At 52.4% G+C, this 13,987-nt stretch carries 9 protein-coding genes; 8 read left to right on the plus strand and 1 reads right to left on the minus strand.

Annotated features, from left to right (window positions below; translation table 11 throughout):
• Position 1 precedes the first annotated feature (1 nt).
• From BM082_RS00650 to BM082_RS00675, 6 genes are all read left to right on the plus strand, one after another.
• Complete coding sequence (locus BM082_RS00650; protein ID WP_074924854.1) at positions 2–2,707, plus strand: baseplate J/gp47 family protein; 2,706 nt, start codon at positions 2–4, stop codon at positions 2,705–2,707.
• The gene (locus BM082_RS00655; RefSeq protein WP_074924855.1) at positions 2,704–4,806 is read left to right on the plus strand and encodes a hypothetical protein; all 2,103 of its coding nucleotides are present in this window, start codon (positions 2,704–2,706) and stop codon (positions 4,804–4,806) included. The genes BM082_RS00650 and BM082_RS00655 overlap by 4 nt, the downstream gene beginning before the upstream one ends.
• A 12-nt stretch (positions 4,807–4,818) precedes the next feature.
• Positions 4,819–8,250, plus strand: coding sequence for a DUF6519 domain-containing protein (locus tag BM082_RS00660; RefSeq protein ID WP_074924856.1), 3,432 nt, complete (start codon positions 4,819–4,821; stop codon positions 8,248–8,250).
• A gap of 14 nt (positions 8,251–8,264) precedes the next feature.
• Positions 8,265–8,684: a hypothetical protein gene (locus BM082_RS00665; RefSeq protein WP_074924858.1), complete on the plus strand. Its 420-nt coding sequence runs from the start codon at positions 8,265–8,267 to the stop codon at positions 8,682–8,684.
• Between the two features lie 64 nt (positions 8,685–8,748).
• Positions 8,749–10,107, plus strand: a complete 1,359-nt coding sequence (locus tag BM082_RS00670; RefSeq protein WP_074924860.1) for an eCIS core domain-containing protein — start codon at positions 8,749–8,751, stop codon at positions 10,105–10,107.
• A 49-nt stretch (positions 10,108–10,156) separates the two neighbouring features.
• Positions 10,157–10,732 (plus strand): DUF6714 family protein, encoded by a 576-nt coding sequence (locus tag BM082_RS00675; RefSeq protein ID WP_017017602.1) that lies wholly within the window; start codon positions 10,157–10,159, stop codon positions 10,730–10,732.
• 284 nt (positions 10,733–11,016) lie between these two features.
• On the opposite strand, the gene BM082_RS00680 is transcribed toward BM082_RS00675, so the two are convergent.
• Complete coding sequence (locus BM082_RS00680) at positions 11,017–11,952, minus strand: LysR family transcriptional regulator (protein ID WP_074924969.1); 936 nt, start codon at positions 11,950–11,952, stop codon at positions 11,017–11,019.
• Between the two features lie 420 nt (positions 11,953–12,372).
• Between BM082_RS00680 and dctP the strand changes: the two genes are divergently transcribed.
• Both dctP and BM082_RS00690 read left to right on the plus strand, forming a co-directional pair.
• A complete protein-coding gene (dctP, locus tag BM082_RS00685) occupies positions 12,373–13,377 on the plus strand; it encodes a TRAP transporter substrate-binding protein DctP (RefSeq protein WP_074924862.1) in 1,005 nt (334 codons plus the stop codon).
• A gap of 30 nt (positions 13,378–13,407) precedes the next feature.
• The gene (locus tag BM082_RS00690) at positions 13,408–13,980 is read left to right on the plus strand and encodes a TRAP transporter small permease (protein WP_074924864.1); all 573 of its coding nucleotides are present in this window, start codon (positions 13,408–13,410) and stop codon (positions 13,978–13,980) included.
• Positions 13,981–13,987: the final 7 nt, after the last annotated feature.

Raw genomic sequence — 13,987 nt, forward strand, 5'->3', positions numbered from 1 at the left:
CATGGCAAATTCTTACGCCGGACATTCATCCTGTGGCGCGTGTGAAGGCACGTCAGTGTTGACGCCAGATGCACCGAATAACGCATCAGGGTTATACCGCGTCGATTTTCGCGCAGGGGAGCACAACGCCTTTTATCAAAGCATGGTGGCGCGACTTTCCTCATCAAAATATGGCGAGCTTGGCACATTAACGTCGCGCGATTCAGAAGACTTCACCCTTGCCTTGATTGATGCATGGGCGGCGAGCTGCGATGTGTTGACGTTTTACAGCGAACAATGGCTTAACGAAGCCTACCTTCGCACCGCACAGGAAAATACCTCGCTGCATGACATGGCCGCCTTGATTGATTATGTGCCGCACCCGGGTGCAGCTGCGACGGCAGATTTAGCGTTTCACATTGCAGCGGGTGAGGGCATTCCAGAGCTGATTACCATTCCGGCGGGGACGAAAGTGCAAAGCACGCCGGGGCAAGATGAAACGCCCGTTATCTACGAAACCCTCGACGATCTGCCCGCCCGTGCGGCATGGAATGCGATTCGCCCTAAACTCACCGCGCCGCACCCGTTAACCACCACCACAACACGGTTGCCGTTTGAAGGCACGAACACGCGCTTGAAAGCGGGCGACGCAGTGTTCTTTTACGCCGACGATGGCAAGGCTGTCTTTGGTTTGGTCAACGCGGTAACGCCCGTGATTGCGGATATTGCAAACGACCCCGATGCGAAAGATCTTACATGGGTGACGGTCTCGCCATTGGCGTCTGAACCTGCGTCGTTGCCCGGCAGCGCCGCGGCGATTGCGGTGCCAAAAGTGCTCGTGGGGGGGGCGGGTGAACACACAGACAAAGCCATGGATGCCGCCGAATTGCTGGAAGTACTGGAGAAAGAAAAGGTCGAAGAAAAAGCCTTTTTTGCCCCCCTGATTGAAATGAGCGGCGCAGACAAGCAGGTGCTGGTGTTTCGTGCATCGGCGGCCATTTTTGGTAATGCCGCACCGCCCTTATCTAGCTTGCATCATTCACTGACGGGTTCCGTGCCAGTGTACAGCGAAAACAGTTCAGGCGTGGTTGTTGAAGGCATTGAACCCGGGCCTTATGCCGATAAAACCGAAAACACATGGGCAGATGGTGGCTCGCTGCAATTGATGGACGAAGGTGACAACCACATTTTCCTCGATCGCCCTGTGGCAGAGATTGCGGTGGGTAGCGACATTGTGTTGCGCAATGGCGATCAATGGGCACGCTATCGTGTGGAGGATGCCGCCGATCTTTCCGTGTCTTTCTTTGCCGTCACGGGAAAAAGTACCCGATTGAGGTTAGATCGTTCACAGCACTTCAACCGTTTTGCGATTCGAAAAACCACCGCGTTTGGTGCGAGCGAATGGCTGACCTTGGCAGAGCCGCCGATTGAAGCGCCCATGGATGAAAATACCCACACCGTGTTGTTAAACGTCTGGTATCCGGGGCTAGAAGCAGGGCGAACGGTCATGCTGCACGGGCTAGCGGAGGGGTTTGGTGATGCGCCTGAAATTGCTTCCCGCACCGTTCAAACCGTGACCCACGATCTGACACTTGGTGCGGGAACCGAGCTGATTTTCACTGAAGCGATCGGCGCGCCGTATTTACCGCAAAGTCTTCGCATTGCAGCCAACATTGCTTATGCCTCGCAAGGTGAAACCGTCGCAGAAGTGCTGGGCGATGGGGCGGCTGTACCGCACATGCATTTTATCACCAAGCAAGCACCGCAAACCTTTATGCCTGCTGAAACGGCGACGGGCGTAAAACCGACGCTGGAAGTGCGGGTGAACAACATCCTTTGGCATCCTGTTCCGCATTTCCTCCATGCGTTGCCATCAGACCGTGTGTATACCTCTCGCATTGACGAAGAAGGCTATAGCCACATTGCCTTTGGCGATGGGGTTCTCGGTGCCATGCCGGGGAATGGTCAGCAAAATATTCGTGCGCGATACCGGAAAACCCACGGGTTAATGGGGCGGGTAAAAGCGGGGCAACTCAATTTATTGATGAGCCAACCCCTTGGTGTGGAATCGGTGAAAAACCTGCTTCATGCCGATGGCGGCGCAGACCCAGAAGGCAAAGAGGCCATTCGTGTCAGTGCGCCTTTGTCTTGCCGTACCCTAGGGCGCGTGGTGTCGCTCACCAACTATGCGGATTTTGCGCAAGGTTTTGGTGGCATCGCAAAAGCCAGCTCTCAATGGCTGCATTTGCCAACCGGCCCGCAGGTGATTGTCAGTGTGGCGGCGGAAGAAGGTGCAACCGTGCCAGAAGGCAGCGACTTGCACACCACGCTCACCGATGCACTCACCGCCGCGGGTGATCCCTTTGCGCGTTTCTTACTGCGCAGTTATCGCCAAACCTTTTTCAAATTGGGGGTGCGTCTTCAAATCCATCCCGATTATTTGCCAGATGAGGTTGCTACGGTAGCCGAAAGCGCACTGCGACTGGCGTTGTCGTTTGATGCACGCCAATTCGGTCAGCCTGTGTTTGCCAGCGAGATCATCGCGATCCTTCACGAGATAGACGGCATTGATGCGGTGGTGATCGACCGTTTATACAGCGGCGCAACGCCAGAACGACGAGATGGATTGGCCGCGCCGATGGCGGAATGGCTCGGTGATGACGTTGTTGGTGCATCCATCCTCAGTTTGCACCCTGCGCCCCTGGATTATCTGGAGACCAGCCTATGAGCAGCATGATGTCTTCAAGCGCGTTATCGCCAGATGCTCTTTATGCGCGATTGCCCGACGTCTATCGCAAGCGCGATGAAGAACAGGGCTTTCCGCTAAAAGCGTTAATGGAAATTCTGGCGGAACAAGCGGCAATTGTGCGCGATGAAGCCGACAGACTTTACGACAATCAGTTTATTGAAACCTGCGACGAATGGGCCGCGTCTTACATTGGTGAGCTGGTGGGCTATCGCTATGGCCCAGAAATTCCCGGTGTCAGCCAGCGTGCTGCTGCGGCAAATCAGATTCGCCTCGCTCGTCGTCTTGGCGTCGCGCTAACGCTAGAACAATTAGCGACAGACACCACGCGTTGGCCGTCTCGTGTGGTCGAATTTTTCCGGTTACTCGCACGACCAGAGCACCTTGCGGCCCCACGACCCCACGAACATTACACGTTAGACATTCGAAACAGCCGCCAATGCGATGCGTTAGGCACCGCCTTTGATACGGCCAGCTACACCATTGACACAGGGCGCATCAGCCAAGGGGAAGGGCGACACCATTTTCGACATGTTGGGCTGTTTTTGTGGCGACTTCGCCCGTATCGGCAACCACTCGTCCCCGCGTTCAGGGTGGCGGCGCGGCGCTACTTGTTCAACCCCTTGGGCATCAACACCGCCATGTTCAACGTGCCCCTGACCGAGCAAGACATTAACCACATTGCCCGCGAAGAAAACCTGCCCGTGCCGCTCGCTCGTCGTCGTATTTCGGGCGCGCATCTCGCGGCGTTTTACGGGCGTTCTTTCACCCTGTTCTTAGACGGAATAGAGCAAACCCATGACATGATCCAGATCTGTAACCTCAGTGATGACGGAGTCAATTGGGCACATTCACCTGTCGATCGTATTTCGGTTGACCCAGAACTCGGACGACTCTTTTTACCCGCCAGCATGGACGAACCCGATGTGGTCGACATCTCCTATCACTATGGCATGTGTGCCGATGTCGGGGGCGGCGATTACTCACGGGCAGAGGGCTTTATTCAAGGCTTGTCGCCGTTGCTTTCGATTGCTGCCGGAGAGGCGATTCAACCTGCATTGGATACCCTCGTATCGGGCGGCGTGGCGGAAATATCCGTATCGCACGTCTTCACCGAACCCTTGGCGATTGCTGTGGATGTCGATCAAACCTTATCGCTGCGATCAGCAGACGGTCATCGTGCATTTATCAACCTTGATGACGATGACATGACCGTGGTTGGTGGGGAAGAGGCAGAAGTGGTCATCGACGGTTTGACCCTTTATGGTGGGCGTTTGGTGCTTCCTGATGATGGCAACAACGCCCTGCGCCGCTTGGTGCTGCGCAATGTCACTTTGGTGCCGGGCATTCAACTGTCGATGGATGGCGAACCTCAACAACCAACGACGCCGTCATTGGTGATTGAAATCCCAAATGTCACCGTTGAAATTGAGCGTTCAATTCTTGGCGCGATTCATTGTGTAGAAGGTGCGTCCGTTACCATAAAAGACAGCATGATCGACGCAATATCGCGTACGAATGTGGCTTTTTCGGCGCTTGACGAGGTGACCCATGGTGGCGCACTCACACTGTGTGAAACCACGGTGATCGGCAAAGTAGCCGCCAAATGTTTCCCGTTAATTTCCAATGCTCTGTTAGATGCCGCGCTTGACGAGGTAGACGATTGGGATGCCCCTGTGTGGGCGCAACAAAGACAAACGGGCTGTGCCCGATATTCTTACATTCCTCCGCATTCACGCGTTCCTCGCCAACATCACTGTCAGCCCCAATTTGCGTCGGCGAAAGCCATTGAAGAAGCACAACTGCACAACCCAACCCTCAGCGATGCAGAACGTGACTATATCGTTCGCGGCGTGCGCGCGCGATTAGTGCCAGCATTCACCGCGCTGCGTTATGGCAACGCAGCCTATGGGCAAGTGTTGTTGGCTGCTCCAGAAGAAATCCGACGTGGCGCTGACAGCGGCAGCGAAATGGGAATGTATCACCACCTTTACCAGCCTCAACGAGAAGATGCGCTGAAATTTCGCCTCGACGAATTTCTGCCGATTGGTCTCGATCTCGGCTTGATCTACGTGACCTAAAGGAGAGGAAAGATGGCTGTAGATATTTCAGGAAAGACCTTTGACCCTCGCCATAACTACTCCGAACTGGTGTCGATGCAAGGGCGGGTGGTGTCAGATGCACCACTCAATGAAGGCGCAGCGATGGTTGACCGCCGTTTCCGCGCAGAGACCATCGATCTTGCTGGATTTTGTGGATACCCCGCACACCTTCCCGACAGTTTCCGAATTTCTGTCATCGCAGGGCAACTCGCTATCCATCCCGGTCGATATTATGTTGATGGCTTGCTGGCAGAGAACTTTGGCAGCGGCGATCCGGATTTTTATCATCCTCTTGAAGAGCTGCACAGTAACGAACCGTATCTTTTCCACGAGCAACCTTATCGGCCGCTCCTAGCTTCTATTGAACAGGCTTCTAATGATTTGCTGGGCGATGAGCCTGAAGACGGCCGCTATTTGGTGTACCTCGAAGTGTGGAAACGTCCTATCACGTTTCTTGAAGCGCCTGATTTGGTCGATCCCGCGATTGGGGGGGATACCACAGCGCGTATGCAAACCGTGTGGCAGGTGCGACGTTTTGGCCCTGTCAGCGATGATGTCACCTGCGCGACCGACGATCAGGACATCCCCAATTGGGATGACCTGACTGCGCCTTCTTCCGCGCGACTTTCCACCCGTGCAAACCCTGCCTCTGCGGTGGACGATCCTTGTTTGTTGCCCCCAGAAGGTGGGTATCGCGGATTAGAAAACCGCACTTACATGGTCAGCGTGCACGATGTGTTGGCAGACGGCAGACCATTAATCAAATGGTCGCGTGCTCATGCTGCGTTTGCTGCACGGATCTTGTCTCAGCCTGCGTCAAATACCCTGACCATGGATCAGGTTGCGAAGGATGATTACCTCAGGTTTAGCGCCGGCGACTGGGTGGAAATTACCGATGATGTGCGTGTGTTGGAAGGTATTCCCGGTGCGGTTGTACGCGTGTTGTCGGTCAATGACGCGACGAACACCTTGGTGTTGGAAAACCCGTTAGCCGCGGGTGATTTGTTATTGGTGCCCGCATCAACCGTCGCCAATCAATCGATCCATCCCATAGTGCGTCGTTGGGATCAGTCGGGCGTGGTGCTGGACACTGATGGCAACCAAATTGTGAATCTAGACTCACCAACCAGTGATGGCCTGATCCCCATCAGCGCTGAAGGCACCTTTATCGCCCTTGAAGACGGCGTGGAAGTGGCGTTGAGTCGCCATGGTGGTGCGGGCAGTTATCACCCCGGCGATCACTGGTCGTTTGTCACGCGCTATGCCGACAGCTCAGTTGAAGCACTGACCGACGCGCCGCCTCATGGCACGCATCATCATTTCTGTCGCTTGGCGGTGGTGGATGCGCTCAATGGCGAGTTTGTCGACCCCGTGTTTCAAGATTGCCGCGATCCCATTGGCATGACAGGGTGCTGCACCGTGGTGGTTCGTCCCGGTGAAGACATTCAAGCCGCCATTGATAGCTTATCCATTGAGTTTGGTGGTTGCGTCTGTTTGAAAACCGGTGTGCATGACATTTTCCGCGCCATTCACATTCGACATAGCAACGTCACGCTTCACGGCGAATGCCATGGGGCGCAAATCCGTCACCTTGGTGGCGAGTCTGCCATTGTGGTTCAGTCAGACAACAATGACACCATTTCGGGGATTCATCTCACCACCTTAGACATCCGCGTTGCTGCACCAAGTGAGAAGCCGCAGGGCATCGTATCGATGCTGGGTGTTGAACATAGCCTGATCGAAGATTGCCACATCTCCTCACAGACAAGCCAAGAGAACCAAACCGATAACCCGGCCATTGGGCTGTTTAATTGCAGCCATGTTCGCGTGCTCAACAACATCATGAACCACACCGTCATCGGGGTATGGCTTGATGACGGCGGTGAAGACCTGCTGGTCGAAGGTAACGTGATTGAAGCGTCCGATGTGTCGAACAGCAACGCGAATGACGATGTGAGCATATTGGGTGAAAGTGGGCTCATTGGTGTTGGCGTCGGCCAACTCTCCGGCGCGGCAATCGTGACCAAAAACGATATTCGAGGCTATCGGCGCGGGGTGGTGGTCAATAACTCCCCCATGGGGCGTAAGTACTCTACCGCCGCGAATAGCCAAGTCACGGACAATCGCATCACCATCGAACATCACTTTGAAGACGATGAGTCTATTGCTATCGAATTGACCTGCGCGTTTGGTGTGGTATCGCGCAATGAAATCAATATCGGCGCGGGAAATGGTGTTGGTATCTCCGTGACTGGGCTTGGGTGTTTGATTGAACGCAATCGCCTTCAGGGATTGTCTGGCCGCGCGTTAACCCATGCGGGTGCAACAGACGGCGCGGCGCTGCTGGCGATTAAGGTGGGTGATGACGAAGAAACCTTTACTGGCGGTGTCACCATCACGCAAAACTGGATACAGGGATTTATTGGCGGCGTGGCGGCCGACCAAGTATCGGCGTTGCGCGTTTTGAATAACATTTTTGCGGGGCAGGCCGGCGACGAAGTTGGCGTGACAGCGTCAGAATGTATTGGCGTAAACATCGAAGGAAATACCTTTACCCAATGCAGCATTTCGGTGTTTGGTAGCCAATGCGAAGACATTCAAGTGCAAACCAACCACATCACAGAGGGTGGCGCGGCGATCATGTGCGAACGGTGCGTCCGTTTGGACGTACTCAATAACCACATCAACAATTGCAGCCATGGCGGCATCGTGGTGGTGCTTTGCGTGATGCGCGCCGCGATTATCGGTAATCGCTTGAACTATGTCGGCGTGCAGGGCGATGGCATGTTTGCATCGTCGATCGCTTGTGTGTTCCACCTGGGTGAGAGCCACATTGAATCCAATGAAGTGCTGAACACGGGCGTCAATAAAGAGGGCGAGGTTAACGCCGAGAGAACGATCGGCATTGGCGCTGTGTTTGTGTTGGAAGCCAGAGTTGAAGGCAATCTGGTGTCTTACTCGGATTTGCTGACACGGGAACGCATCGAAGATGATCGCGCCTTGTTGATGCAAGGGCTGGTGGAGTGGGCATTTTTCTTTGGCGACAGTGCGCTACGCATCGGCTATTCAGCACAGATCAACAACAACAAATTCCTCGGTCGCGGCAGCGATACCGTCGTTGAGATCTTGTCACGCAGCATTATCGACAACCTCAATCTCCGCTTTGAACGGGTGTTCTTCAGTAACAACTATGTCGAGCATGTGGGTTTCGTGAAAGACGAAGTCGGGCAGCATGCCACTGTGGTTCTTGCAGGCTTCCGCGCATCCGTCATGGGCAATCAAGTCAAAGCCCAAACCCGTTTCCTTCCGTCTTTTGACTTCAACAACATGCAAGGGCCTTTCATCGGCAATATCACCACAGGCCGTGTCGAAGGCCACAACGAATTCCCTGTGCCAGAAAACGCATTTAATCAGCAGGTTTGAGTAAGGAGTTTCCCATGGCAAAAGCACAAGATCTTTTAAAGAAGCACTTCTCTTTGGTGTCTGACCTGCAGAAAGTGAATCGCCCCTTGGGGGAGAAAAACCCCATCGGGCGAACCAAGGCCAATGCCGAAGCGCAACGAAGCCGTTTAGAGCGCCGAATCGCAGAGTTAGAAAAACAGCGAGAGGTGTTCAACCGCAGTATTGATGAATCCATCAAGCGTGAGCAAGAACAGCTTGATGAAATTCGTAAGTTTGAAGACATGGTGACGGAACCCCAGCAGAACAAAGAACAAGAAAAACCTAAGCCAGTACCGAAGCCAGCACCGAAACCAAGAGCTAAAGCATCAGTAAAAGCCGCGACCAAAAAAGTCACCCCCGCACGTAAAACAACCACGCGTGCAGCGGCGAAGAAACGCACGCCACCCAAGGCTTAGGGGGGCGTAATCCATCCATCGGCATTGGCGATATCCGTGAAGATACATTTAGGAGGACGGGGCAATGTGGACACATGCTCCGCGAGATGCGGGAAAACAGGTTTCGTTAAGCGGCGATGAACATCAAACGCGCGCGTTTGGTCAGCGAAGTCAGGTGTTATCTACACCGACGAGCATGTTTTCGTCGAGACAGACAAAGGATGTTGCGCCGAATGCGCTGCCATTTGTTCAAACCAAGCTCAGTTTGAGCGATCCGGGTGACAAGTATGAGCGAGAAGCTGATCGCGTCGCTGATGTGGTGATGGGAAACGCGCCGGCTTCCTCTGAATCTGCGTCTATCACGGGCGACCCAGAGGCGATTTCCCGTGTTCCTGAGTCAGAAATGGTGGCACAAAGGGCATGCAAAGCCTGCGAAGAAGAAGAGTTGATGCGAGATGCGTCTTCATCGTCGCCGACGCAGCACATCTCAGATAGCGCCGCAGCGCATATTCAGTCAGTCTCTGGCGGCGACCCGTTGCCCAACACCGAGCGGCAATTCTTTGAATCTCGCTTTGGCGCGGATTTTAGCCAAGTGCGTATTCACACCGACAGTCGTGCAGATAGCGCTGCGCGGTCGATTCAGGCCAAAGCCTATACCCGTGGCGCTGATATCGTATTCCGTAAAGGGGATTATGACCCACATTCATTTCAAGGCAAAAAGCTGCTTGCGCACGAATTAACACACGTTATTCAACAAGGTGGCGCATCACAGCACGTGCATCGCAGCATGGCGCCTACTGTGAGCGAACACGTTCCGCCGACATTCCAGCGCAGTTTAATTGCACGCACTTGCACTGTCGGGCCGGGCCCGTTTCCGGGCACAGGACTGACACCACCAGGAGATTGCGGTTGGTCTGACTACATACCTTTGAGAGCATCGGTGCTTTCAGCGAAGACACTGACGAATCAGCTTGGGGGGTGTACTGTCACTGAAAGTTGTGTGTCTTTAGCATTAAAAATCGCTGCGATGTCAGCGGAAATCGCCGCTCGCTTAGCGCTGGATACGACGTGTTTTCGTGGCGGGGATCGGGGGCATCGCATTCAGGTGTGTGACAAAGTGAATGCCATGATGCGTTGTTTTCGTTTCTTTGGTAATTCAAATTGTTCCCCTGAGCTTGTGGGGGCAATGGCAACGGTGGTTGCTGCAGTCACGACGTCGATTGAGGCAACAGCGGCTGCACTTGCCGTCGCCGTCGTGATAGCACTCATTGTGGCCGTAATTGTTGCGATCATTGCGCTGATTAAAGTGATTGCCGCAGCGCTCGCGGCGGCGGCGGTAACCGCTGCGGAAGCTGCAACATTGACGGCGGCCGCTGCAGCCATCTTACTGATGCTAAATACATTGCAAGAAAGCTTAGGATCAGACGATGATGATGGTGCGTAATTTGCGGAAGGAGTGTCACTACAGTGATTGAAACGGAGTGTAATTCTGAATGAAGCATGAACACATTGCAGAACAACTAAAGCACGCATTTCGGGCGCGCCCACGCCCTTCAAACACGGAAATGGTCGCGTCTGACGTCAGTGAGTATGAAGCCCAAGCGTTTAGCGCCTTGTTGATTGAGCGTGAGCCTTGGTCATTAACACCGTTGGAAATTCGCGATGTGATTGGCACGAACCTATGGATGTTCTCGCCAAAAGCGTTTCACTATTACTTGCCGGCGCTTCTTTCCGCCACGCTGAACCACTTTGGTTCCGTGAGCATGTTTGCTAACGAGGTGGTTGATGCCTTGATTCGTCCTGAAGAGGGAGACGCAGACGCTGTCATTGCGCGCTTTGAAGGAAAGGATGAAGCGGCGTTCACCGTATCGCTGAAAACCTATATACACGAATGGTATGACTCGGGTTGGCCTGACACCTTGTTTTTGCACCGTTTTGGGACGTTAACGCAAGAGGAAGGCGAGGCGGTGCTCAAGTACATCGAGGCGTTTCGCGATGCGCATGGCGAAAACTTTCCCTTTGATGAATTGAATGTCGCCATTGAACGTTATTGGCAAAGGTATGGATGAGCAACGAAGCGGGATACTTAAGAAAGAAAAAGAGGGCGAGGTGCCCTCTGATTGCCGAAAAGAGTAAGGTTATGCAGCGTCACCTTATCGTAGGCTAAGGGATAGTAAGTTCAACACCAGTCATGTTTAGGAGGAGCTAACAACCTAAACAGCGTTGACGTTCACTGGGTGGAAGCAAGACCAGTTGCTTTCCCTTTAAACCTAGTCGTTTCTTTATCAGTAAACCAATGCCAAGTTTTTTGGTCATTATTCCAATTTGGCATAGCATGCAGTTTTACTTGGTATTAGCGAGAACCCTGAGATTGAATTTTCAGATCATCACTGTGCGTTTGTCCCATTTGCTTTGAAATTCTCACGATGGATTTGGCCACAGCATTGTCTGGTTCGCGGTAATAAAGACGGATTTGAAACGGAATATGCCAGCGTTCTTCCCCGGCCATTTGAAGTTCATCTCGTCTGAGCTCGTCTTTCACAAATGAATAAGGAAGCCAGGCGACGCCGTAACCACCTAAGGCCATTGACTTTAGTGTGTGGGCAAAAGGATTTTCGTATCGTCGATTGAGGTATCCGACCTCTTTAGAGAGAAGTTGGTCGAGCGCTTTTCCAAACAAAGATTGATGTGTGTAAGCGACAAGAGGAATGGGGTCGTTTTCACTGCCAGGTAAGGTATATTTCGGCGCACCGTTGATAGAAGCAGACACGGGAACCAGCGTTTCTATACCTATGATGGTGCTGTTGAATTTGTCTGGATCAATGGACAGTCCGAGTTGTTCATGGGTATAGCAGAGTAAGTAATCCACGCTGCCTTGAGCGAAGAGGTCGATACAGTCTGCCAGTCGGTCTGACGACAAACGCACGTAGACAGGCCCGACTGTTTTTTCGACGTTCTTCATCCATGTCATAAACAGCGTTTGCACGATGGAGTTTTGCGCTGCAACGGAAATTTCATTGCTGGCTGTCTTTTTCAAAGAGCGGGCAGATTCTCTTGCCATGTAAAGGCGATTCAATATTTCTTCGGCATCCGTGACGAACGCGCGGCCTTGTTCTGTGAGTTCAAGTTGTTGCGACTCGCGGTTTACCAAATCTGTGCCTACCCATTGTTCAAGCGCCCTTATACGCCGACTAAACGCGGGTTGGGTAACAAATCGCTCTCGCGCAGCAGATGTAAAACTACTGGATTGCGCAAGGCAAACAAAATCTTCTAAGAGCTTAAAGTCCAAGCGTCTTCTCCACATTGTGTGCATCCAAATTGCTGAGTAGGGCACGTATCCAACCAATCCATGTTGAAAGCGTTTTATATCTGCCCTTCTTTAAAACTAACAAAGTGAATAAAACGGCATGGGCTTATCAATAAGAAAAACGGCAATCATTGAATATTTCAGTTCTTTTCAAACGGCGATATTGAGTAACTAATTAATATCAAATCGAAAAAGTCTGGAAATTAAAAAACGGAATGTCAGCCAAACGAATTGGCATGACGCACACAGGGGTATACTGACCATGCTTAATATGACGTTTTTGTTGATTGTGTTTTCCCTTAAACACTCGAACATGACGACGTTAAAACGCATTGCCTCGTTGCTTCCCCAACACTTCACAGCAGCGAGGCAAAACAAGAAAGCGTGACAAGGAGCTGTTGTATGAAATTCCCGATCAAGACCAACGCATTAAAGCTTTCCCTAATAACTTGCGCACTCATGAGTGCCATGCCAATGGCGGTTAGCGCTGCCGAAACCATTCGCCTTTCCACCTATGTCAACGAATCTGATATTCGTTATGAGGGCTTCAAAAAATTCGCTGAACTTGCTGCAGCAAAAAGTAACGGTGATTTGAAGGTGCAGATTTTCCCGTCGGGCACCTTGCACGGTTGGAGTGAAGGCGTGGATGCGGTGCAAGGTGGTGTTTCTGACATCAGTTGGATACCAGCAGATAAACGCTTGCCATGTTACCGTGTCACGTCTTTATATCCTGTGGCGATTGATTTAGAAAAGCAGGTCGAACTCGATGATACCTACGCGTCATTGATCGAGGCTGAGGCCGCGAAAGCCGATCTCATCCCTTTGATAAATTCCAACTACTCCTATGACCAAGAGTGGTGGTTTGAAGACGCCGTAACCGATATCGGGAAGCTCGACGGTAAATTGGTGCGTTCGATTGGCCCATTGGTCAGCATGATGATTGAAACATGGGGCGGTAAGCCTGTGTTTGTCGCACCGAAAGAGGTGTTCCAATCGGCAGAACGTGGTGTGGTTGATGGTATCAACATGGGTGTTGCGACATACAGTTCGTGGAAGCTTTGGTCTGTGATGCCTCACATGGTTAACGCCAACATGTTCTACGGCAACATCATCTACATGATGAACAAAGACAAGTTTGATGACTTGAGTCCTGCCAACCAAAAAGCCCTCAAAGAAGCTGCCACCGAAGCCGAAGCATGGCTCAAACCTCGTTATGAAGGTTGGGTGGATGAGCGTGTCGGTAACGCTGTGATGGCGAATGGCGGTTCAGCGGTGTCAATGTCGGAAGACCGCACGGGCGAATTGCTTGAAGGCATCGTGGCGAAATGGACACCGGAAGTGAATAACGCCTGTGGCGTTCCGCTTGCCGATAACATTCGTAGCCTGTTTGCAAAACACTCTGAATAGCGGCGTGAAGGATAAACAGGGAGCGTTTGTATGAACAAAAAACTGTTCGACACACTCCGCCACATTTCACTGGTGCTGCTCTATGCTGGAGCAGCCGTGATTTTGGTGCAGGCGGCTTGGATAAGCTATGGCGTGGTCGTGCGTTATATTTTCAATTCGCCTGACGGCATGGTCACCGAGGCGACGGCACTACTCTTGGTGCCTGTTGCGTTCATGGGTGTCTCTTTTGCCTTGTTGAATGATTCGTACCCCAAAGTCACTTTGGCGCGAGACAAGTTACCTCCGCATATTCAGTTCTGGGTCGATAAATTCAATATGTTCGTGATGCTGATCATTGGCTTGTTTTTCTTAGCTGCGTCTGGGAAAGCCATGTTCAAATCCTTCAGTTCCGGCGCGGCATCTGAAATTCTCCTGTGGCCTCGCTTTTACTTCTGGATCCCTGTGGTCATTGCTCTGTTGAGCTTTTCCATTACGGCATTTTGTCTCTTGGTGGCAGGCCGCCATGACCAAAGTACGCCACCTCTTCAAGATAAATCGTCTCCGCAAGATAAGCCGTCTTCAAACGATGACGTGAATTCGATAGAACCCGCAGAGAAACACTAAAAGGACG

The sequence above is a fragment of the Enterovibrio norvegicus DSM 15893 genome, from assembly GCF_900115495.1.
GTDB lineage: Bacteria > Pseudomonadota > Gammaproteobacteria > Enterobacterales > Vibrionaceae > Enterovibrio > Enterovibrio norvegicus.

Excerpts from the sequence above, each read along its gene's own strand:
- BM082_RS00650 (WP_074924854.1), top strand. The coding sequence starts at position 2 with ATGGCAAATTCTTACGCCGGACATTCATCCTGTGGCGCGTGTGAAGGC.
- BM082_RS00655 (WP_074924855.1), top strand. The coding sequence starts at position 2,704 with ATGAGCAGCATGATGTCTTCAAGCGCGTTATCGCCAGATGCTCTTTAT.
- BM082_RS00660 (WP_074924856.1), top strand. The coding sequence starts at position 4,819 with ATGGCTGTAGATATTTCAGGAAAGACCTTTGACCCTCGCCATAACTAC.
- BM082_RS00665 (WP_074924858.1), top strand. The coding sequence starts at position 8,265 with ATGGCAAAAGCACAAGATCTTTTAAAGAAGCACTTCTCTTTGGTGTCT.
- BM082_RS00670 (WP_074924860.1), top strand. The coding sequence starts at position 8,749 with ATGTGGACACATGCTCCGCGAGATGCGGGAAAACAGGTTTCGTTAAGC.
- BM082_RS00675 (WP_017017602.1), top strand. The coding sequence starts at position 10,157 with ATGAAGCATGAACACATTGCAGAACAACTAAAGCACGCATTTCGGGCG.
- dctP (WP_074924862.1), top strand. The coding sequence starts at position 12,373 with ATGAAATTCCCGATCAAGACCAACGCATTAAAGCTTTCCCTAATAACT.
- BM082_RS00690 (WP_074924864.1), top strand. The coding sequence starts at position 13,408 with ATGAACAAAAAACTGTTCGACACACTCCGCCACATTTCACTGGTGCTG.